Annotated in this window: 24 protein-coding genes and 1 tRNA gene; 17 read left to right on the forward strand and 8 right to left on the reverse strand. The window is 62.0% G+C overall.

The window, feature by feature from the left end; genetic code table 11:
* Positions 1–48: 48 nt before the first annotated feature.
* Positions 49–801: a DICT sensory domain-containing protein gene (locus FR699_RS08375; protein WP_158855140.1), complete on the reverse strand. Its 753-nt coding sequence runs from the start codon at positions 799–801 to the stop codon at positions 49–51.
* A gap of 137 nt (positions 802–938) precedes the next feature.
* Between FR699_RS08375 and FR699_RS08380 the strand changes: the two genes are divergently transcribed.
* Together FR699_RS08380 and FR699_RS08385 are read left to right on the forward strand one after the other, a co-directional pair.
* Complete coding sequence (locus tag FR699_RS08380) at positions 939–1,727, forward strand: alpha/beta fold hydrolase (protein WP_158855141.1); 789 nt, start codon at positions 939–941, stop codon at positions 1,725–1,727.
* 75 nt (positions 1,728–1,802) lie between these two features.
* Positions 1,803–2,516 carry a type 1 glutamine amidotransferase gene (locus FR699_RS08385; protein WP_158855142.1) on the forward strand — a complete coding sequence of 238 codons (714 nt, stop codon included), beginning with the start codon at positions 1,803–1,805 and terminating at the stop codon, positions 2,514–2,516.
* Positions 2,517–2,561: 45 nt separating this feature from the next.
* On the opposite strand, the gene FR699_RS13190 is transcribed toward FR699_RS08385, so the two are convergent.
* Positions 2,562–2,729, reverse strand: a complete 168-nt coding sequence (locus tag FR699_RS13190) for a DUF6757 family protein (protein WP_195837601.1) — start codon at positions 2,727–2,729, stop codon at positions 2,562–2,564.
* 81 nt (positions 2,730–2,810) lie between these two features.
* On the reverse strand, positions 2,811–3,587 hold the full coding sequence (locus FR699_RS08390) for a PHP domain-containing protein (RefSeq protein ID WP_158855143.1): 777 nt from the start codon (positions 3,585–3,587) through the stop codon (positions 2,811–2,813).
* A gap of 128 nt (positions 3,588–3,715) precedes the next feature.
* Between FR699_RS08390 and FR699_RS08395 the strand changes: the two genes are divergently transcribed.
* Positions 3,716–4,003 carry a DUF2795 domain-containing protein gene (locus FR699_RS08395; RefSeq protein WP_158855144.1) on the forward strand — a complete coding sequence of 96 codons (288 nt, stop codon included), beginning with the start codon at positions 3,716–3,718 and terminating at the stop codon, positions 4,001–4,003.
* A gap of 1 nt (position 4,004) precedes the next feature.
* Here FR699_RS08395 and FR699_RS08400 read toward each other — a convergent pair whose 3' ends face one another.
* From FR699_RS08400 to FR699_RS08415, 4 genes are all read right to left on the reverse strand, one after another.
* Positions 4,005–4,412 carry a hypothetical protein gene (locus FR699_RS08400; RefSeq protein ID WP_158855145.1) on the reverse strand — a complete coding sequence of 136 codons (408 nt, stop codon included), beginning with the start codon at positions 4,410–4,412 and terminating at the stop codon, positions 4,005–4,007.
* 1 nt (position 4,413) lies between these two features.
* Complete coding sequence (locus FR699_RS08405; RefSeq protein WP_154550913.1) at positions 4,414–5,100, reverse strand: ATPase domain-containing protein; 687 nt, start codon at positions 5,098–5,100, stop codon at positions 4,414–4,416.
* A gap of 69 nt (positions 5,101–5,169) precedes the next feature.
* On the reverse strand, positions 5,170–5,451 hold the full coding sequence (locus FR699_RS08410; RefSeq protein WP_154550912.1) for a hypothetical protein: 282 nt from the start codon (positions 5,449–5,451) through the stop codon (positions 5,170–5,172).
* A gap of 72 nt (positions 5,452–5,523) precedes the next feature.
* A complete protein-coding gene (locus FR699_RS08415) occupies positions 5,524–6,102 on the reverse strand; it encodes a response regulator transcription factor (protein ID WP_158855146.1) in 579 nt (192 codons plus the stop codon).
* 189 nt (positions 6,103–6,291) lie between these two features.
* Here FR699_RS08415 and FR699_RS08420 point away from each other — a divergent pair, with 189 nt between their 5' ends.
* The 5 genes from FR699_RS08420 to FR699_RS08440 all read left to right on the forward strand — a co-directional run bounded on the left by FR699_RS08420 (position 6,292) and on the right by FR699_RS08440 (position 9,172).
* Positions 6,292–7,353, forward strand: coding sequence for an anthranilate phosphoribosyltransferase (locus FR699_RS08420; RefSeq protein WP_158855147.1), 1,062 nt, complete (start codon positions 6,292–6,294; stop codon positions 7,351–7,353).
* 52 nt (positions 7,354–7,405) lie between these two features.
* A complete protein-coding gene (locus FR699_RS08425) occupies positions 7,406–7,726 on the forward strand; it encodes a hypothetical protein (RefSeq protein WP_154550909.1) in 321 nt (106 codons plus the stop codon).
* Between the two features lie 34 nt (positions 7,727–7,760).
* Positions 7,761–8,147 carry a DUF5658 family protein gene (locus FR699_RS08430; protein WP_154550908.1) on the forward strand — a complete coding sequence of 129 codons (387 nt, stop codon included), beginning with the start codon at positions 7,761–7,763 and terminating at the stop codon, positions 8,145–8,147.
* Positions 8,148–8,203: 56 nt separating this feature from the next.
* Positions 8,204–8,749: a peptidylprolyl isomerase gene (locus FR699_RS08435; RefSeq protein WP_195837600.1), complete on the forward strand. Its 546-nt coding sequence runs from the start codon at positions 8,204–8,206 to the stop codon at positions 8,747–8,749.
* A 72-nt stretch (positions 8,750–8,821) separates the two neighbouring features.
* On the forward strand, positions 8,822–9,172 hold the full coding sequence (locus FR699_RS08440; RefSeq protein WP_154550907.1) for a ferredoxin: 351 nt from the start codon (positions 8,822–8,824) through the stop codon (positions 9,170–9,172).
* 17 nt (positions 9,173–9,189) lie between these two features.
* On the opposite strand, the gene FR699_RS08445 is transcribed toward FR699_RS08440, so the two are convergent.
* Entirely contained in the window at positions 9,190–9,729 is a 540-nt protein-coding gene (locus FR699_RS08445; RefSeq protein WP_154550906.1) for a GNAT family N-acetyltransferase, read from the reverse strand.
* Between the two features lie 149 nt (positions 9,730–9,878).
* Between FR699_RS08445 and FR699_RS08450 the strand changes: the two genes are divergently transcribed.
* The 9 genes from FR699_RS08450 to FR699_RS08490 all read left to right on the forward strand — a co-directional run bounded on the left by FR699_RS08450 (position 9,879) and on the right by FR699_RS08490 (position 19,932).
* A complete protein-coding gene (locus tag FR699_RS08450; protein WP_158855148.1) occupies positions 9,879–11,024 on the forward strand; it encodes an MFS transporter in 1,146 nt (381 codons plus the stop codon).
* A gap of 138 nt (positions 11,025–11,162) precedes the next feature.
* Positions 11,163–11,237: transfer RNA gene (locus FR699_RS08455), tRNA-Val, on the forward strand.
* Between the two features lie 493 nt (positions 11,238–11,730).
* Positions 11,731–13,608, forward strand: a complete 1,878-nt coding sequence (locus FR699_RS08460; RefSeq protein ID WP_158855149.1) for an ABC transporter substrate-binding protein — start codon at positions 11,731–11,733, stop codon at positions 13,606–13,608.
* 262 nt (positions 13,609–13,870) lie between these two features.
* Entirely contained in the window at positions 13,871–14,962 is a 1,092-nt protein-coding gene (locus FR699_RS08465) for an ABC transporter permease (RefSeq protein ID WP_154550902.1), read from the forward strand.
* 5 nt (positions 14,963–14,967) lie between these two features.
* Positions 14,968–16,512 carry an ABC transporter permease gene (locus tag FR699_RS08470; RefSeq protein WP_158855150.1) on the forward strand — a complete coding sequence of 515 codons (1,545 nt, stop codon included), beginning with the start codon at positions 14,968–14,970 and terminating at the stop codon, positions 16,510–16,512.
* Positions 16,512–17,609 carry an ABC transporter ATP-binding protein gene (locus FR699_RS08475; protein WP_158855151.1) on the forward strand — a complete coding sequence of 366 codons (1,098 nt, stop codon included), beginning with the start codon at positions 16,512–16,514 and terminating at the stop codon, positions 17,607–17,609. Before FR699_RS08470 ends, FR699_RS08475 begins: the two co-directional genes overlap by 1 nt.
* The gene (locus tag FR699_RS08480) at positions 17,602–18,939 is read left to right on the forward strand and encodes an ABC transporter ATP-binding protein (protein WP_158855152.1); all 1,338 of its coding nucleotides are present in this window, start codon (positions 17,602–17,604) and stop codon (positions 18,937–18,939) included. The genes FR699_RS08475 and FR699_RS08480 overlap by 8 nt, the downstream gene beginning before the upstream one ends.
* Positions 18,929–19,336, forward strand: a complete 408-nt coding sequence (locus tag FR699_RS08485; RefSeq protein WP_158855153.1) for a hypothetical protein — start codon at positions 18,929–18,931, stop codon at positions 19,334–19,336. Before FR699_RS08480 ends, FR699_RS08485 begins: the two co-directional genes overlap by 11 nt.
* A gap of 50 nt (positions 19,337–19,386) precedes the next feature.
* Positions 19,387–19,932 carry a hypothetical protein gene (locus FR699_RS08490; RefSeq protein WP_154550898.1) on the forward strand — a complete coding sequence of 182 codons (546 nt, stop codon included), beginning with the start codon at positions 19,387–19,389 and terminating at the stop codon, positions 19,930–19,932.
* Positions 19,933–19,952 lie beyond the last annotated feature (20 nt).

Below are 19,952 nucleotides of genomic sequence, written 5' to 3' on the forward strand. Positions count from 1 at the left end.
AGGTGTCATGGTCTGTCCGGTTCAGAGATCAACTCGGCTGAAAAGCAGTTACTGCCCGTAGGTCGTTTCGAGGTGACCCAGGATTTCGTCGACTAACTGCGGTTCGAACGTCCAGTAGCCCCGGTACTCGTTGGAGCCGATCTCCTCGGCAACCAAGGCAGCCTTGCGGTCGTCGTTGCCGCCGCCGTCGTGGACGACGAACCACGAGGTCTGCAACTCCTTGGAGTCCCCAGCGTGGACAGTCAAATCGTCGGCAAACGACGGAGACTCCCAGCCGCCGATACCGTAGACGTGCGTATCCACGTCCGACGCCGCCAGCGTCCGGTAAGTGGCCTCGGTCCCACGTTCGTCCCGGATCCGGGAGAGTTGCTGAAACGAGGAGTGGAGAGTGCCATCGTCAGTTTCGAGGGCGAGCGATTCGATATGTCTGGAGATGTGGATCAACAGGAATTTCTGTTTGTCCTCGACGGTGAAGGTGACGTCAGAGAGATGGGCAACGACTTCCGGCGTCTCGACATCCTCGACGGGGACGGTCCCGGTCACGTACAGGTCCGAGTTGACCAACAACAGCGTGTCACTGACGTCGTTCATCCGTGAAACCGCAAGCGACCCCGTCTGTTCGTCCTGCAACAGGACGACGTCGCTCGGGGCATCGGGATCGTCGGACTCAGAGACAGTGACTGTCTCCGCGTCGAACATATCAGACAGCATTCGATAGAGCGGATCGACGGACTCCCGGTTGAGGACGGTCACCGTCTTTTCCCGGTCGTCGAACGCATCGATAAATGCCGAAATCCCCATTAGAAGCGTATAGGGACCCAGTACCTAAAGATTCAGTGGTCGGGACAACACGGGCGTCCGTCAGCGGCCTCGCCGCACAGAGTCGGACCCAATGTGCGACCGGCGACCATAAATCAGCCCCGATCTAACTAGAGCGTATGCCGACAGTACGGAACGGCGAGGTCTCCCTCAGGTATGCGACGGCCGGGGAGGGACCGACCGTCGTCTTCGTCAACGACGTCGGGCTCGGGGCGTGGTACTGGAGTTATCTACAGCCGGCCATCGCCGGCCCCTACGAGACGGTCGTCTGGGACCTGCGCGGGACGGGTGACTCAGACACGCCCGATGGCCCATACGCGATGACAACGCTCGTCGAGGATCTGGCGACGGTGGTCGCGGCCCTGGAAGCGCGTCGAATCCACGTGGTCGGGGCCGGACTCGGCGGGGCCATCGCCCTGGAGTACGCGCGAGGCAACGACAACGTGGCGTCGCTGGCTCTACTGGGAGTCGCCGAAGGAGCGGCCGTCGACGCCGACAGGCTGGCGTCGCTGGCAGCGCCATTGGACGACCCCGACGCCTTGCGGGAATCGCTATCGGCCGGGTTCACACGGAGCGTCCCTGCCGAGTATCCGGACGAAATCGAGCGGATGGCCAACTGGCGAGCGACAGACGACGCCGACCCGGACGGTCACGCGGCCCAGCGGGCGGCGTGGCGCGAGGCCGATCTGCCCGATCGCTACGAGGTCACGACGCCCACGCTTCTCGTCAGTGGCGCTGCAGACCGGATCGTCGATCCGGCGGCGACGGCGAGACTGGCAGCCGATCTCCCCCGTGGCGAACACACCCGGATCGAAGGGGGCCATCTGTTTCCCGTCAGCGAGAGCCAGGTCGTTGGCGACGAACTGCGTGCGTGGCTGGACGAACAGACCGAAAGCCGCCTGGAGTAAAGCGGACCGTCGGCGAGCGGGGCGAATGCTGCCAGTACTGAGACGTTTTTACTCATTGGACCCCGACGACGGGCAATGGCACGGCCACGGCTCGCGTTACTCAACGCTGCCCACGACGGCACGGATACCCGGCGAAACTTCCGGCGCGAACTCGACGCCGATCTCGTCGAGTTCGACGCCACCGGGCGTGAGTTACCGGAGACGTTCGCGTTCGATGGCTTCGTGGTGACGGGTTCGCGGGCGTCGGTCTACTGGGCGGAGCCGTGGATCGCGGATCTGAAGGCGTGGGTCGAGGAAGCCATCGAGACAGGTCTTGGCGGCCTGGGCGTCTGTTTCGGCCACCAGCTCGTGGCTGCTGTCCTCGGTGGCGACGTCGAGGCGATGGACGACTACGAGATCGGCTATCGGGAGATCGAACGGACCGGCCCCTCGAGGCTGCTGTCGGGGATCGACCGCACGTTCACCGCGTTTACGACCCACGCCGATCGGGTCGCTACGCTGCCACCGGGCGCGACGCGTTTGGCCGAAAACGAGTACGGCATCCATGCCTTCCGGGCGGGGACCGTCTTCGGCGTCCAGTTCCACCCCGAATACGACCAGGCGACCGCACGCGCCGTTACCCGGAGCAAAGACGAACTCACAGACGAGCGCAAAGCCGCCGTCCTCGATGGCATCACGCGACCGAGCTATCTGGCTGCCTGTACAGCCAAACAGGTCTTCGAAAACGTCACACAGGAGTTGGGAGACAACGAGCACGGCGCTGGGAGCGGGACGGTCGCGGGCGACTGAACGGGCGAAAGTACACCTGAGAGAACAACCGTTGCTGGCTGACGCTTACGAGCGGTCGATATCGAGGTCGAGATCGTCCTCGACGCCCGCAATCCAGTCGCCGTCGGCGAGTTCCGACATCCGCTGATGGAAGTGCTCCTCACAGAGTCCCACCTTCAGGGCATCTTTCTCGACCGCGACCTCGGCCCCGCGGTCACAATAGTGACACTGCATACCTGATACCTGGACGGCAAGCACATTGAAGGCACCGCTGTTGTCTGACAGAAGGCAGACGGTTCGACAGGAGACAGGCAGTCAATACGCCAGCCGAGCGCGAAATCGCTCGTGGGCCGGCCGATCGAGTCCAGCCGTCCCGAGCGTCGTCCCGTGGGCGTCGCTGCCGCCAGTCCCAAGCAGGTCGTCTTCGTCGATCGCGCGCTCGACTGGCGTCCGATCGACGCGCCCGTCGTACGGATAGGCCAGTTCGATTGCATCGAGATCACGAGCGTGTGCGAGCGCAGCGTCCGGATCGTCGTACCGCAACGGATGGGCGAGGCTGACGAGCGAACAGGCCGCGGTCAGCAATTCGTGCCCTCGCTCGAAAGACGGGATCTCGCGGGCAACGTAACACGGGCCGTCCTCGCCGATCAAGTGTTCGAAGGCACCCGCGACGTCGTAGGGGGCCTCGCTGTCGGCGATGGCCGCCGCGATGTGTGGCCGGCCCACGCCCGGCTCGAAGGAGACGTCGAGTTCGACGTCGAGACGGGCCTCGACCTGCGCGACGATCTCTCGGGCGCGCTCGATCCGGTTGGCCTGCAAGCGCTCGAGTTCCGTTCGTAACGCCGCCGTCGGGGTGAGGCCGTAGCCGAGCAGATCGAGCAACTGGTCGTCGGCCCGGACCCGGAGTTCGATCCCGGCGATGACGGTCACACCCTGGCGCTCGACCCATCGTTCCGTAACCGGGGGCAGGCGATCGTGATCTGTGATCGCTACTGCATCCAGCGACGCCCGCCGTGCGGCCTCGGCGACCGATGTGGGCGATAGCTGCCCGTCCGAGCGCGTCGTATGGACGTGCAAGTCGGCGACGACCATGTGTGGCCTTCGAGCGGGCGCGCATTTTCCGGTTCCGGTTGTCCCACCTAACTGTGAGTGACACTCACCCGCAATAATTGTATGATTAATTGTGAAGGTTTATTAGCGTCCGTGACGTGCACAGTCGTATGCGAACGATCCAAGACGCGAGCGATCGACTCGGCATGCACCGGTATCCAACCACGAGAGACGAACTCCTAGCCGCTCACGGTGACATGGAAATCGAGTTTTCCGACGGGTCAGAGACCCTAGCCGAGATCCTCGGTCGCCTCGACAGCGAAACCTACGATAGTCACGAAGAGGCGACAGCTGCGATGTACTCGGCGGTCAGCAGCATGGCCATCGGGCGGAAGTACTACAGCGACAGGGACCCGTTCAGTCCGGGGACAGACGGACGCGACCAGGCCTCGCTGTAACTCACTTTCTGAGGAACTCGGGTAGTCGTTCCCGTTCGAGTTCGTCATCGAGCGGCCGGTCCAGCAGGTCCAGATCGTCCAGTACGGACGGGAGGCCATCCCGCCCACCCGTGGGCACGTCGTCTTCGTCGACCGTCGTTTTCGGCCCGTCGTCCTCGACGAGTGACTCCCAGACGGTCTCGTCGTCATCGATTTCGTCACGCTGTCCGGAGGCCTTTCGCTTGCCCTCCTGGTAAGCGAGTTCGACGATACTACGGTCGTAGGAGTTTGCGACCGTTTCCAGAATCCGTTCGTATTCGTCAGGACGTGGCTCGCCCAGCACGGCCGCGACCCCGAGAGCAAAGGCCCGTTCGGTGGCTGCTGGCTTCTCGAGTGTCTCCCAGTCGGTACCGTAGCTGCGTTCGTACATGTCAGGTCTTGACTTTCCGGTCTGCGTGGACGTGGAGCCCGCCGTCCGAGAATTCGATCTCGCGAATGTCACAGTCGATGGCGGTCCCGCGCATCTTGATCACCTGAATACCCCGTTGCATCCCACCGGACTCTAAGAAGTTGTGGAAGAAGATAACACCGTGGGCCAGATAGTGCTCGTCGGAGTAGGCACTGGGGTCGGTCATCTCCGAGATGAGGATGATCGTCGCGTCAGTCTGTTTCAGCGCCGAGAGAAACCCCGTGATCTCGTCGTCGACGTCACTGAAAAAGTGCTGGAGTAGCATCGTCGAATCGATAACGACCCGATCGATCGCGTTTGACTCGATATACGCGACCAGCCGATTGGTCAGTCCGCCTTCCTTGCCGAACTGCGAGATGGCCCGTTTGCCGGGTTCGGTCACGAGGTTCAGAAACTGCACGGCATTGGACTGGATCGCCCGGTCGAAGCCGAATTCGAAGCCAGCCATGTCCTCGCGTAGTTCCGATTTCGTCTCGTGCATCGTCACGTACAAGCAGTTTTCGCCCGCCTTGGCGCCCTGCGTGATGAACATCGAAGAGAACGTCGTCTTGCCACTGCCCGGCGGCCCGCTGACAACGTAGAGGCGATCGGCCAACAATCCGCCATCGACGAGTTCGTCGAACCCAGGCACGCCACTGGCGACACGCATATCGGTACCGACGGGACCTCGCCACTAAGGTGTTTTCTTCGGCATTCTCAGCGCTGAAAGACCGATCTCTCAACGAAGTTGCCCCAGACACTCCCGGCAGTAAGTGTAGGGCGGTTCGCGCTCGTTGTCCGTCCCGCAGTGGCGACACTGGATCGTCTCCCCAGAATCGGTACCCGGTGGCGCACGCTCACCAGTCTCGGCCGCCGGCCGGACGGGTGAGTCCCGATCGATCGGACTCGAAGACGGGCCATCCAGAGACGCCCCGTCCCCCCGAAGATACCAGTAGATGAGCGCCTGAAAAAACAGGAATCCCAGGAGGGACACCAGGAGCCAGCCCCAGATGGATGGCATGTGGTAACTTATGTCGTCATCGTACTTGTGCGTTGCCCTCAGGCCAAAGCCGAAGTCGACACGAGAGACAGTTCACTCGGAGTGATCCTGGAATTCCGTGAACATAGCCGGGAAGTCCGCGTCATCGACGGAGTGCAGCGTCTCGTCGAGTTGTGCCCGGAGAGTATCCCGGTGGTCGATGAGGTCCTGAAAGGCGTCGCTGCGCCGCAGTTCCGCCTCACTCTTGTTTGCCCGGAGCGTCGCCAGCTTCGTCGTGATGCGATAGAACTTCTGGAACTGCGCCTCGTAGGAGCGAAAGGTGAGCAATCGTTCGATGGTCTCGAACAGTTCCTCACGGGAGACTGGCTTCGTCACGTAGTCGTCGAAGGGCATCTCGATAACGTCGAAATCGGGGTCGACAGCAGTGACCATGGCCACGCGGGAGTCGAGGCCACGGTCGCGGACCGTCGAAAGCACCTCGTCTCCGGAGATGCCCGGCATGCGCCGGTCGAGCAAGACGACGTCGACGGTCTCGTCGACGGTCTCTAAAGCCTCCTGGCCGCTGTAGGCGGTCAACACCGTATACCGCTCTTCGAGTTGGGCCGCGTACGCGTCTGCGACGTCGCTCTCGTCGTCGACGACCAGCACAATCGGTGCGACACTGGCTGACATCTAACGATGAATACTGGCATGGCCCACCAGATAAGGTTTCTGGCGTGCCACCGGACAGCGCCGGGTCGAACGGGTTCTCGACAAGACGTGGGCCGGATGCTCGACTGATACCCCCCATCGTGTCACCGACGGCCGCGAACGCTCGCCGGTATCCCGTGGCTTAAGCCCGACTCGCTACCACGTGCGAGCATGACTGACGACGACGCCGAAGAGTGGCCCCTCCAACGGCTGCTGACCGAGGTCGTCGGCTCCGGCCACAAGTCGGCCGACGACATGACTCGGGAACAGGCCCGGCAAGCGATGGCGCGCATCCTCCGTCGTGACCCGGCCGAAACGACGCTCGGTGCCTTCTGGCTGGCCAACCGCTGGAAGCGCAATACGCCGACCGAACTCGCGGCCTTTCTCGACGTGCTCGAGGCAGAAACGGTCACGCGAGTCCGCCCGGACGTCGATCCCGTCGACTGCGGGGCCAACTACGACGGGAAAGGATCGACGGCCCTGCTTGGGGTCGCTGCGGGGCTGGTCGCCGCCGCGGCCGGGACGCCCGTCGTCGTCCACAGCGGCGATCGCATCCCGACCCAAAAACAGCCGGCCTACAAACACGTACTCGACGAGCTCGGAGTCCGGACCGATCTCGACCCGGACGCGAGCGCCCGAATGGTCGAGGAAGTTGGCTTCGGGTTCTACTACCAGCCCCGGTTCGCACCAGCGGTGACCGCGTTGGCAACCCGGCGCGAAGAGATGGGCGTCAGGACGTTTCTGAACACCATCGAGACGCTTTCCAATCCCGCCGGGTCGTCCGTTCACCTGGGGAGTTTCTACCACCTCGCGTTCGCGAAGAAACTCGCCGGGACGCTCGACCGATCTCGTGAATCGACGTTCGAGCGTGCCCTGTTCATCCAGGGACTGGAAGGCTACGACGACGTTCGCCCAGGTTCGACGACGATCGCCGAGTGGGACGGCGGCGATGGCGTCGCGGACGCGACAATCGAGACCGCCGAGTACGGCTTGGGCGCGAGCGAGGACGCCCTCGAAGTGGCGGACGTGATTGGGGACTCGGCCGCGATCACCGAGGCGGTCCTGGCCGGCGATCGGACCGACGCCTTCGCCGACGCCGTTGCCCTCAACGCGGCACTTCGCATGTACGCCCGCGAGGACGTTCCCGACATCGCAGCCGGCGTCGACACTGCACGCGATATTCTCGACCGTGGTGAGGCGACGGCGAAGCTGGCGGCATTGCGGTCGTTTTGAGTCCCCAGCCAACGCCCGCGGATCTATAGTGGTCCGGACCGTTGTCTCGTGTATGGTCGAAGTTTCGTATTACTGCCCGTACTGTGGGGCGGTCACGAGCATCGAGCGAAGCCCGGAACTCCGGGACGGGTCGGTCCGGCCACAGCCGGACACCGACCGGGAGTACGCGGCGACGACCGGCGACCTCGCGGCCGCCGATGGCATCGAGTTTGTCTGCCTCGGGGACGTCGATGCGCCCGAACGGGCCGTCGAGGACGTTGCCACGTCGACGACCGGCCGGCCAGACGGCCCCATCCCTGGCAAGGACGGCTGTGGCCGGACGTTCTATCTCAATTACTACCGCTCGCCGACGTACGACGATCGACTGTCCTAAGCGGCGAGGACCCAGCCCCCACCCTGATGAAAGCATGGATCCGAAAACCCTGCCCGAACGAGTCGTGCCGGCGTGGTTCCAGGCGGGCCTAGTCGCCCTCGAAGCATTCCTCGAACCGCGGCCGCTGCCGGAATCGGATGCCGTCCTGTGGGCGGTCGTCCTCGTCGGTGCGGCGATCGACGTCGTGACCACGATGGTTGGGGTCGCTGCGGGCGTGCCCGAAGGGAACGCAGTTGCGCGCGCGTTCATGGAAACCTACGGGACGCCGGGCATCGGGGCGTTGAAACTCCTGGCCCTCGTGGTGCTCGTGTTGACCTGGCACTATCTGGATGGCCGGTCGGCACGCCTCGTCCTGTTTGGGTTCGGTATCGTGACGCTGGTGGTAGTCGCCCTCAATACGGTGACACTGGCGGGCCTGTAAACATCTGCCCGCCGCCGACCACCACGGTTATCCATCCCCCACTCGTCGACACAGCCATGAGCGATCTGACTGCGACCCTCGAAACGACACACGGCGATATCGAAGTCGAGCTGTACGACGAGCGTGCGCCCCGCACCGTCGAGAACTTCGTCAACCTCGCGACCCACGACCCGGCGGCAAACGCCGATCCCGCCCCCGACACGCCGACCTGGGAAGATCCCGAAACCGGCGAGACCCGCGGTGACGCCTTCTACGAAGACATCGAGATCCACCGCGTCATCGAGGACTTCATGCTCCAGATGGGCGACCCCACGGGCACCGGCCGGGGCGGCCCGGGCTACACCTTCGACGACGAGTTCCACGACGAATTGGGCCACGACGGCCCCGGCGTCCTCTCGATGGCCAACCGCGGCCCCGACACGAACGGCTCGCAGTTCTTCATCACGCTCGATGCCCAACCGCACCTCGACGGCGACCACCCCGTCTTCGGCGAAGTGATCGACGGGATGGACGTGGTGCGGGAGATCGGCAGCGTCGAGACCGGCCCCCAGGACAACCCGGTCGAAGACGTCCGGCTCGAATCGGTCACGATTCAGGACTGAAGTGGCCCTGCAGTTCGGGCGTGATTTGTGGCGACCGCTAGTGGCATACCGCCGGCGACTGATTGGGTTGATATGAGCGACGACGGGCCAAACGAGGGGGCGATCGATCCCGCCTCGGTCGGTGAGCGCGACGCGCCACCGATCGCGGAAAAACCCTACAAGATCATCTTCGAGGCCAACAAGTGTATCGGCGCGGGCAAGTGCGCTCAGGTGGCCGACAACTGGGACCTCGATCTGGAGACGGGCATCGCCCGGCCGAAGGGCTACTTCATCGACGAGACGGAGCTCGAAGAGAACGTCCGCGCCGCGGCGGTCTGTCCGGCCAAGAAAGACGACGGCGTGATCCACGTGATCGATCGCCGGACTGACGAGGAGATCGCCCCCGATCCTCACGGAGACGGAACCGTCTCGGTCGACTGGTAACGACGCCGGAAGTCACCTCACTCGACGTCGAGATCCCACTCGTCTGCGAGCAGGCCGTACCAGTGGACGTCCCGAAACCCGCCATCGGAGAAGACTGCCTCGCGGTGAACGCCTTCGTGCGTGAATCCGAGATTTTCGAGAACGGTTCGTGAAGGGCCGTTACCGTCGAATACCTTCGCTTCGATGCGGTGAAAGCCCAGGTCGCGAAAGCCGTACTCGACGAGCGTGCCGACGGCATCGGTCGCGTACCCGTTACCGTGATGCTCCGTCGCCACCCAATAGCCGAGTTCTCCACGCCAGGCGTCCGCTGAGACTTCGTGGAAGCTCACCATACCGACCGGCTCTTCGGCGACCGTGATCAGGAGGTGAATCGTCTCCTCGTCGGAGATGGTCTCCTCGTAGAACTCCTGGAGTTGCTCGCTGTTGGAAGGAAACGGCCACCCAAGTGTCCGCCAGACGCCCGGGGCCGAGCGCTCGCGTTGGATGAACCCGAGGTCTTCGTCCTCGATCGTCCGCAGCGTCACCGTCTCTCCGTCCAGAAAGACTGGTCCCGGCATGTCGGCGTCGTTCGACCGATCTGTGGTTAACTGTATCGGAACAACGACCGCTGCGTGTTGTTTCCTGCTGGAGAGAAATGTGAAGGCTTTTTTCATCACAAGTACAAGCGCGGATAGATGAACGAAATCGGTCCGGCTGGTGGGCGAGCATGCTGAGCGACGAGCGTCGCTACCAGTTGCTGTATCTGGTGTTGTACGCCGCTGGAAACGGCATCGCCGGGTATCGAAATATATTCTTCGAGGACATCGGGCTCTCGGAGTCCCAGATGGGACTCATCGGTGCGGTACTGGTCGGTGCAGGCATCGTCGCCCAGCCGATCTGGGGGATGGTGGCCGACGCGTATGGTCGGACGAAACTCGCGATGGCCATCGGCGCAGTGGTGTCGATACTCGGGGGGCTCCTGTTCCCTCTCGGGATGGTTATCGAGTCGCCGTTCGTCCTGATGGTCGTCGCCGCCGGGATCTACTCGGCGTTCCGCTCGCCGATCGTCCCCCTGGCGAACTCGATGGTCCTGTCCAGTGGCATCGACTACGGCAACGTCCGGGCCTTTGGGAGCATCGCTTTCGGTGTCGGGATCCTCGCGCTTGGCCCGCTCGTCGAAACCTTCGGGACGGCGACGATCTTCGCGGTCTACGCGATCGGGATGGTCGTGTTCGTCATCTCGCTTCGCGGGCTCCCGAAGCCGCCGGCGAGCGAGTTGTCGCCGGACTTACGCGAGGACAGTTTACAGCTGTTGACCAAGCCTGCGTTCGTGTTGCTGTTGGCGGTCGGCCTGCTCATCGGCGCCTCAACCACGACGGCAAATTCGTTCTTCTCGGTGTACATCCGCGCGATCGAGGCCAGCGACGCGATGACGGGTGCAGCCTGGTTCGTCCGCACACTGGCCGAGGCGGCCGTGTTCGTCTGGATCGTGCGCCTGGGCTGGCGCCACCGGACGCAGTTGCTCGTGGGAGCGATCGTCCTTGCTCTCAGTTTCGTCCTGTACGTCGTCCCGGGAACGCTTCCCGCCGTCTTCCTGGCCCAAGTTCCACAGGGGGCAGGGTTTGCCCTCTTCACGCTCGCGTCAGTATCACTCGCCCACGAGTACGCGCCCGATGCGATGAGCGCCTCGGCCCAAGCGCTGCTTGCAGCACTCGGCCTCGGAACGGGGCGGGTGTTCGGCCAGGTCGTGGGTGGCTGGATCGCCAACCTGGTCGGCGTCCAAGACATGTACATCTTCGTCGTACTCGGAACAGGACTGGCCGCCCTGTTGACCGTCGGGTTCTTCCATCGAGGCATTCGGGCCACCCAGTGATGCCATTCCAGCCTGCCAGTTGCTCTCCCGGGAGAAACAGCGGTGCCGAGCGGCCTGGCTCGGTCGTGGAGTCGGGCGATTCCGTTTCGAAACCTTCAATTGCATCTGCGAGAGAGACAGAAATGCATCGAACCGAACGGGTTGGTGGTCTAGGTTGGTTATGACACCTCCTTGACATGGAGGAGGTCGGCGGTTCAAATCCGCCCCAACCCACTTCTACGGGCGCTACGTCACCAGCAAAGCGAATGATCAGCGCCGGCTGTTGGCGCAAGCGGATTTGAAGCAGGGAGTGGAACGTGAGCGAGCGGTAGCGAGTGACGTTCAGGCGGTTCAAATCCACGCCCGTCGTTCTGTTCAGGCTGACGGCAGCGATGGAAGACGAAACCGGCAGCGTGGCAAGCAGATATGATCCAGAGAGAACAGACACAGAGAGTGAGTCGTAAGTGAAGCCAGCCCCGACAGAAGCCAGAGATTCGTCACTACCAGCAGTACCGAGCCACGCGGCCCGATAGCATGCTAAATAGTGACACGTTAGGAAGTCAGATTAAAGCGTGGCCGGGAGCCGCCAAAAGAAGAGGAATTATAATTATACTATAGAATAAATATGGCCAAATGCCCGGCACGCCGTCTCATCAACTCGAAATCAGATATAAATGTAGCCAGTACCAGTAAATATAAACGTTCGTCTTTGTTACGTGGTCACATCATGTCTGACGACAGTGAAATGAACCGGCGGCGGTTCCTCAAAGCGACCGGAGCTGCAACGGTGAGTATCGGACTGGCCGGCTGTGGTGGCGGAGACACCGAAACCGAGAGCGGCGAGACGGCAACCGAGACCGAGACCGAAAGCGACGGTGGAGACACCGGAACCGAGGCCGAGAATGACGGATACGAGCCCCCAAGTTCCTACCCCTATGGCCTCAACGAGGCGAAAATCGGTGAAGCCAAGCGGGTGATGGAAGAGGCAGGCTACGGGCCAGACAACAACTACGATCTCGACTGGCTGCAGTACCAGAGCCCGGCGTGGAAGGAGATGGCGAACACGATCCGTGCACGCCTGGAATCCGCACACATCAACATGAACATCAGCGACTCGGACTTCGGGTCGCTGCTCGAAACCACCCAGAGCGGGAACCACGAGGCCTACACGCTCGGGTGGGTCGCCGACTACCCTGGCGCCCAGAACTTCCTCCAGCTCGTCGACCCGGAGAACACGATCTACGACGCCGAAAGCTACACACCGAACGGCGAGACGTTGTTCTGGTCCGAAGACACGAAGGGCGATGAGGAAATTCGCCAGTACGTCACCGAGCAGTTCGATCGGGTCCAGAACAACCCCGGTCTGGGTGACGAGGCCCAGAGCATCCGTGACGAGGCCACCATCAACATCGAGCGAGCGCTGTGGGACTCGGCGGCACTACTCCCGGTCTATCACACCGTCGACCAGCTGTTCTGGTACGATCGCGTCGACTACAACCCGCCGGGCGGGATGGGTCCCTCGCGAGCGAAAGACAGCATCTCTGTCAACAGCTTAGAAGGCGATGACGTCCTCAATGGGACCTCGAGCACGTTCAGCTCCCTGGACCCGACCGCGTCTGGGAACACCCAGAGCGGGGACAAGGTAATGAACATGTTCGACGCGCCGATGAACTACGTCAACGGGACGACGGAAGTCGAATCCCTCCTCGTCGAGGACTACACCGTCAGCGACGATCTCACCGAGTACGAGTTTACGCTCAAAGAGGGGATTCAGTTCCACGGCGACTACGGCGAGGTGACCGCTGACGACGTCGTCTACTCGATGCGGCGACTCATCGAGTCGGACAATTCCACGAACACGTACTTCCCGCTGTCGGTGCTCCAGATCGAACACGAGACCGACGACGACGGTAACGTCGTCGCCGAGACGGCCGCCGTCGAAGCGACGGGCGAGTACACGTTCACGATTTCGCTCGCCGCGCCGTTCGGCTACGCGCTCGAAGTGCTCGCCTACTCGGCGTTCTCGGTCGTCCCCGAAGGGATCGTCGGAGACATCGAAGGCTACGATGGCGATATGGCCTGGGAAGAGTTCTCGACGAGTCCGGTCGGTTGTGGACCGTTCGTCTTCGAGCAGTGGCAAGAGGGCAACGGTGGCGAGTTCCGCGCGACAGCCTTCGAGGACTACCACGGCAAAGTCCCTGACTTCGACCTCCACGACGCGATCATCACCGATACCACCGCCCTTTACAGCTACTTCCAGAACGGGAACGCCGACGTCGCTGGGATCCCGACGGCCCAGTACGATCCCGAGCTGGCTACCGAAGAGTCGACCAACGAGCAGGGCCAGACGCTGGGGACGTACGGGCCGATGAGCGATGGGACGGAAGTGAACATGGTCTCGACACCCTCGATCAACACGTACTACATCGGCTTCAACATGGAGAAGGTGCCAAAGCCCGTCCGCGAGGCAATGGCCTACGTGCTCACCCGTGAGGACTTCGTCGAGAGCGTCTTCAAGGGCCGCGGTGAAGCGGCCTACCACTTGGTTCCCAAACAGGTCTTCCCCGGTGGAGCCGAAGGGTACGACTCGAATTACCAGGAATAGGCACGGACACAGCCGCGATACGAACCCGCTGCTGGACTCCAATCGATATTGTTAAACCGATATAGCCGATACCACGATCGGATAACTTAGTCATGCCCTCGATGGAGCCATCGTCGTGGCTGACGATACCGTCCCCTGAACGACAAGGTATCGTACTGTCGTCTCGATCGTCACCGGACCACCGGAAAGACACAGATAACGACGCTCTCCAGAGTGGCAGGACACACGACCGTCTCAGACAGACGCTGCGTGGAGGGATGAAATGAACCGTTTACTGTACCTGTTCAAACGGCTGTTGCTCGCTGTCCCCGTGTTCCTGTTCGGGATCACGATGAGTTTCATGGTCCTCTATCTGGGGCCGATCGACCCCGTATTGAACATCCTCGGACAGGACGCGACACCGGAAGACATCCGTCAACTGAAAGTTGCACTCGGACTCATCTACCAAGACGGCTCGACAGTCCCACTCTGGTCGCAGTATCTGAAGGTCCTCACCGACCTCCTCACGTTCGATTTCGGCCAGTCGTGGATCATCCAGCGTGGCACGCCAGTCGGTGACCTCATCCTGAACCGAATGCCTGTGACGCTGTGGCTCGGGTTCTGGTCAGTCGCCGTCGCATTGGTGGTCGGTATTCCCGGCGGGCTGTACGCCGGTCTCCGGGCCAACACCTGGCGAGACTACATCGCCTCGGGCGGAGGCATCATCTGGCGGGCGATGCCGAACTTCTGGCTCGCGGTGATGGTAGTCGGATTACTCTCTGCCGGCGGTCTCCTGTCGTTTTACCCCGATCTCTGGATTTCGACCGACGTGATCGGGACGTCCGACGCAGTGTCGAATATGTTCGGAAGCATACATCTATTTGCTGGCATTCCACTGCTAGAAGCGATCTGGATCCCCGTCCCGAAGTGGACAAACATCGCCACTGCAATCAAGTGGATCCTTCCGGCAGCACTCGTCTTGGGATCGTCCTCGATGGGCAACGAGATCCGAATCGGTCGCACAGCCGTCCTCGAGAGTATCAACTCGAAGTACGTCGAGACCGCAAAGGCAAAGGGCGTCTCCGGGCGGCGAATCGTGACCAAACACGTCGGCCGCAACGCCTTGATCCCACTCCTCCCGATCATCATGGGCGAGTTCTATCTGCTGATCGGAGGTTCCGTCCTCGTCGAGAAGGTCTTCTCGATCCGGGGACTTGGCAACATGTTCTTCCGGGGCGTCCTGGGGCCTGACATCCCGCTCGTGATGGCGCTTGTCTTCTTGTTCATCATCGTGCAGGTGACCGTGAACATTGCCCAAGACATCCTGTATACGTTCATCGATCCGCGGATCACGTTGGAGGACACAGAGAGGTGACATCGATGTCGGATACTACAGCTACCACGACGCGCGAGGAGTTGACCGGGTTCGAACGCGTGCGGCTCCGAACGCGAATCGCCGAATCGCCACGGCCGTTCCTCCGGTGGCTCGCCGTGCTACTCGCCTTGATCGCCGTCGAGTTCGGCACGTACGCGGCACTCCTGTTCGCCACACTCGAACGGACGTTCGTCGGCGTGACGGCTCTCGTCGAGTTGCTCGTCGGGGCCGTCGCCGGGGGTGCAACGAGTACAGTCCTCGACGTTCAAGCAGCCGGCTCGACGTTTTTGACGGGTCTGGCGGAGTGGGCCGGCTCGCTCCCGACGCTGTTGGGCCGGGAAACGATCCCCAATCAGGGGTATATGGCCGGCCCGAACGGCCCGTGGAAAGGGACGTTCCTGGGACTGGAGCCTGCACTCGCATGGGCACTGCGACTCACGCTGATCGTCGTCTACGCACTGCTCGTGAGCTACTGGCTGTACCGTGGCTGGAAGGTCTATCGCGATCACTACCGGCAGGCCGACTGGACACCGACCGACGACATGGTCAGACGGCTCCGGGGCCACCGCTGGGGACAGTTCGGCATTCTCGTCCTCTTGTTGTACCTGACGATGGCGATTTTCGGGCCGGCACTCGGGCCGACGACCGTCGAACAGAACATCCAGAGTTCCTACAGCCACGAGATCAAGTACTACGACGCAGAAGCCGAATCAGTCGAAACAGTCTTCGTCGGCGACGCCAACTTCAACTCGAAATCCAAGGGGAGCGGTGAGAACGTGGGGCCGATGACCTACGACAACTTCGACCGGTTCCATCCATTCGGGACACTGAGTAACGGGCGCGATCTGTTCACGTTCCTCATGGGTGGCGCCCGGATCACGATGATCGTCGCTGGGATGGCAATCGGGATTGCGACACTCATCGCGGCCGTACTGTCGATGGTCTCGGCGTACTACGGCGGTTCGATCGATCTGGGCATCCTCACCACTGCCGACGGGATCGTCTCAGTCCCACGGTTGATCCTGTTGATCATGGTGAGTGCGGTCTTCGCGAACCACTGGCTCGGGAACATCTTAGACGGCGGGTTCATCCTCGCGCTCGTGTTCGCGTTTACGACCTGGCCGCTTCTCTGGCGGGCTGTACGTGGGCCGGCCCTCCAGGTGGCCCAAGAGGAGTGGGTCGATGCCGCACGAAGCTTCGGGCAGCGCCCGCGCACGATCATGCGCAAACACATGCTCCCGTACATCGTGGGCTACCTGCTCGTGTACGCCTCGATGACGACCGGTGGTATCATCATCAGCCTCTCGGCGCTGTCGTTCCTCGGTAACGGGCTCGGGATCAGTGCGCCGACGCCGGCCTGGGGACGGGCTGTCTCGCTCGGCCAGAGCTACGTCGCGACGTCATCGTGGCACATCTCGCTGCTCTCTGGGCTGATCATCGTCGTGCTGGTGACCGGCCTCAACGCCTTCGGCGACGGCATTCGGGATGCGATCGATCCCGAGACCGAAAGCGCCGAAGCCAAAGAGGCGGCTGCAGGGGGTGGTGCCTGATGTCCCGTGAGGAAGCTGCCGAGAGCGCACGCGGGGAAGGTGAGCCGCTGCTTTCGGTCCGAGATCTCCAGACAGTCTTCCATACCGACCGGGAGACGATCCGGGCCGTCGACAGCGTGAACTTCGATGTCTATCCCGGCGAAACGGTCGGTATCGTCGGTGAATCGGGCTCGGGCAAGAGCGTCACCGCCCGCTCGATCATGGGTCTGGTCGACTCCCCGGGAGAGGTACTTCCGGAATCGTCGATCCGATTCAAGGGCCAAGAGTTGACGGCATTCTCCGATGCCGAGTATCGGCAAATCCGTGGAAGCGGGATCGGTATGGTCTTTCAGGACCCCCAGCAGTCGCTCAATCCCGTCTATACGATCGGCAATCAGATCCGGGAAGCCTTGGAGATCAATCGCGGGATCACAGGCGCACAAGCAACCAAAGAGGCGACAAAACTACTGGAATCAGTGGGTATCCCCGACGCGAAACGCCGTCTCGACGAGCACCCACACGAGTTTTCCGGAGGGATGCGCCAACGGGCAGTCATCGCGATGATGCTGGCCTGTGAACCAGACCTGCTGATCGCCGACGAGCCGACGACCGCACTCGACGTGACGATTCAAGCACAGATACTGGATCTGCTAAAGGACCTCCAGGCGGAGCGTGACCTTGCAATCCTGTTCATCACGCACGACATGGGAGTCATCGCCGATATCTCCGATCGCGTGAACGTGATGTACGCTGGACAGATCGTCGAGAAGGCGTCAGTCGAGAACCTCTTCGATCGACCAGAGCACCCATACACGCGTGCCCTCATCGAGTCGATACCGGGCGAACACTCCCGTGGAGAGGGGCTCAACACCATCGAAGGCGAAGTGCCGACCCCGAACGCCCCGGCCGACCACTGTCGGTTTGCGCCTCGGTGTCCACAGGCGTTTGGCGCCTGCGACGAGATGGCACCCCAACACATCGACGTCGGCGAGACAGTCGAACACACCGCAGCATGTCTGCTCTATCCCGAAGACAAGACAGAAGACGAGCGGCTCAAGCACCACAGAGCACTAGCAGACCGGGAAGATGTCGAAACAGAGGTGACTACAGATGAGTAGCGGGATCGAACAGCCCGAACAGGCGGCACAGTTGGGTGAGACGCTGATCGAGGTCGAGAATCTGAAAAAACACTACGGTGACGGCGGTATGTTCGCCAGTTCCTCCGTCAAAGCCGTCGACGGCGTGAGCTTCTCGATCAAACGCGGGGAGACACTGGGACTGGTCGGTGAGTCTGGCTGTGGGAAAAGCACGCTCGGGCGAACGCTCGTTCGCCTCGAAGAGGCGACCGAGGGGACCATTTCCTTCGACGGGACTGACATTACGACACTATCGGGCGAGGAGCTGAAAGACTGGCGTCGGAACGCCCAGATGGTCTTTCAGGACCCCCAGTCTAGCCTGAACGACCGGATGACAGTCGGAGAGATCATTCGCGAACCGCTCGACGCCCACGACTGGAAGACCAAAACGGAGCGCCAAGAGCGAGTGTTGGACCTGCTGACGTCGGTCGGGCTCCGGGAGGAACACTACTATCGGTATCCCCACCAGTTCTCGGGCGGCCAGCGCCAGCGAGTCGGCATCGCACGAGCGTTAGCCCTCGAGCCGGAGTTTCTGGTCCTCGACGAACCAGTCAGTGCACTCGACGTCTCCGTGCAAGCGAAGATCATCACGCTGCTCGAGGATCTCCAAGAAGAGTTCGATCTCACGTACCTGTTTATCGCCCACGACTTGGCGGTCGTGAGGCACATCTGTGATCGGGTCGCAGTCATGTACCTCGGGAAAATAATGGAGATAAGCGACACCGAGGCAGTCTATGCGGACGCGCACAATCCCTACACGCGGTCACTCCTCTCGGCGATCCCACATCCGGATCCGTCGGCATCTTCCCGTCGCATCACGCTACCGGGGACTCCACCAAGTCCCCGCGATCCGCCGACAGGCTGTCAGTTCTCGACGCGGTGTCCGGCCAAGATCCGGCCAGAGGGATACGAAGACGTCGACGAGGCGGTCTGGGACGCGATCGAACGCTTCCGGGAAGTCGTCCGTGAGCGGTCACGAATGAATCTCAGTGCCGTCAATCGCCTCAAACGTCAGCTCGGACGGTTCTCGGCGTACGACGACATCGACGAGACAGTCGCAGACTTCTTTGGCGACCTCGATGTCCCGGCAGACGTCGACGAACACATCGAAACGGCTGCCCAACTGGTAAAAGAGGGACGGCCGACAGATGCACGCGACCATCTGAACGACGCGTTCAACGGCGTCTGTGACCTCAAGCGGCCGGACTTTCACCCTGTCGGGGAAGCCGATCACATGAGCTACTGCCACCGTCACGAATCTGACTACGAGGACGTAAAGCCGGTCATCGAACGTCGTACCAGTGACTCTTAGCAGGTTGCGGTACGCCGAGTTCGCGCTGTGGGTCGGGTACGTCTCGGCAGTCGTGGTGCTTGTGCTGGCCATTCTATCGCTAGTGTTTGGCGATGGGCTGATAACACTCAAGTACGCGCTGTTCGTGGTCGGATTTCTGTTGTTCGGCGTTGGCACGTTCGGCATCCAGCCGACGCCACACGGACGTGGGCCGGTCTCCCGGCTGTTCGGGATGAGCGTCGAAGGGGACCAAGCCTTCGGGTTCGAACAACGGATCCACACGTTGCCGCCGCTTGCGGGCACGCACCTCCCACGCGAGGCTTGTGTGAGCCGCGACGTGAAGGTGTTCGTCACCAGCCTCGTCTTGCTGGGTGTTTCGATCCTGCTCGAAGTCGGACTCGGCGTTACCGCCGGGTAAGGGCCACGGCGATGGGCACTCCTTAATGGTGTGGGGCTGTATCAGTACCCATGGTCAGACTCGGCCCCGACGACGTGTCCTTAGACGACGGCGAACGATTGCTCGCGACCAGCGAACAGGCCCACAGTGGGTGGGAACAGACACTACAGGACGCCGAGGCGATGGCGAGAGACCGGGCCGCCAACGGCTTCGAGACGCTCGTACTCACATCCGACGATACGACGCCCAAACCCCCCGACTCGGGCGAGGACGAAGAGTGGGGACTGGTCTACATCGTCCCGAGCAACCAGGCTGGAGAGTTGGAGTCGTTCGCTGATCGGGCAACCTTCGAGGAAACGGTCGTCTACCAGGCGACGAGTAGCGGTCACGCCTTCGTCGTCACAGAATGTCTCGACCTCGACGAACAGCTGGCGCTGTTCGTTGCCGGGACCTACCGGATGCAACACGCCCCGCCACTGGTCCGGGCGGCCCTCGAACGCGAAAAGATGTTCACACACGTCAAACAGCTCGATGGCACGCCGGTGGGAACAATCGAGCACGACGATCCCGAGCAGTTTTTCCCCGATCCCGAGCAGTTCTACGCCTTCGAGATGTAGTCCACTCCAATTACAGGTGA

Source organism: Halorhabdus sp. CUG00001, from assembly GCF_009797925.1.
Classification (GTDB): Archaea; Halobacteriota; Halobacteria; order Halobacteriales; family Haloarculaceae; genus Halorhabdus.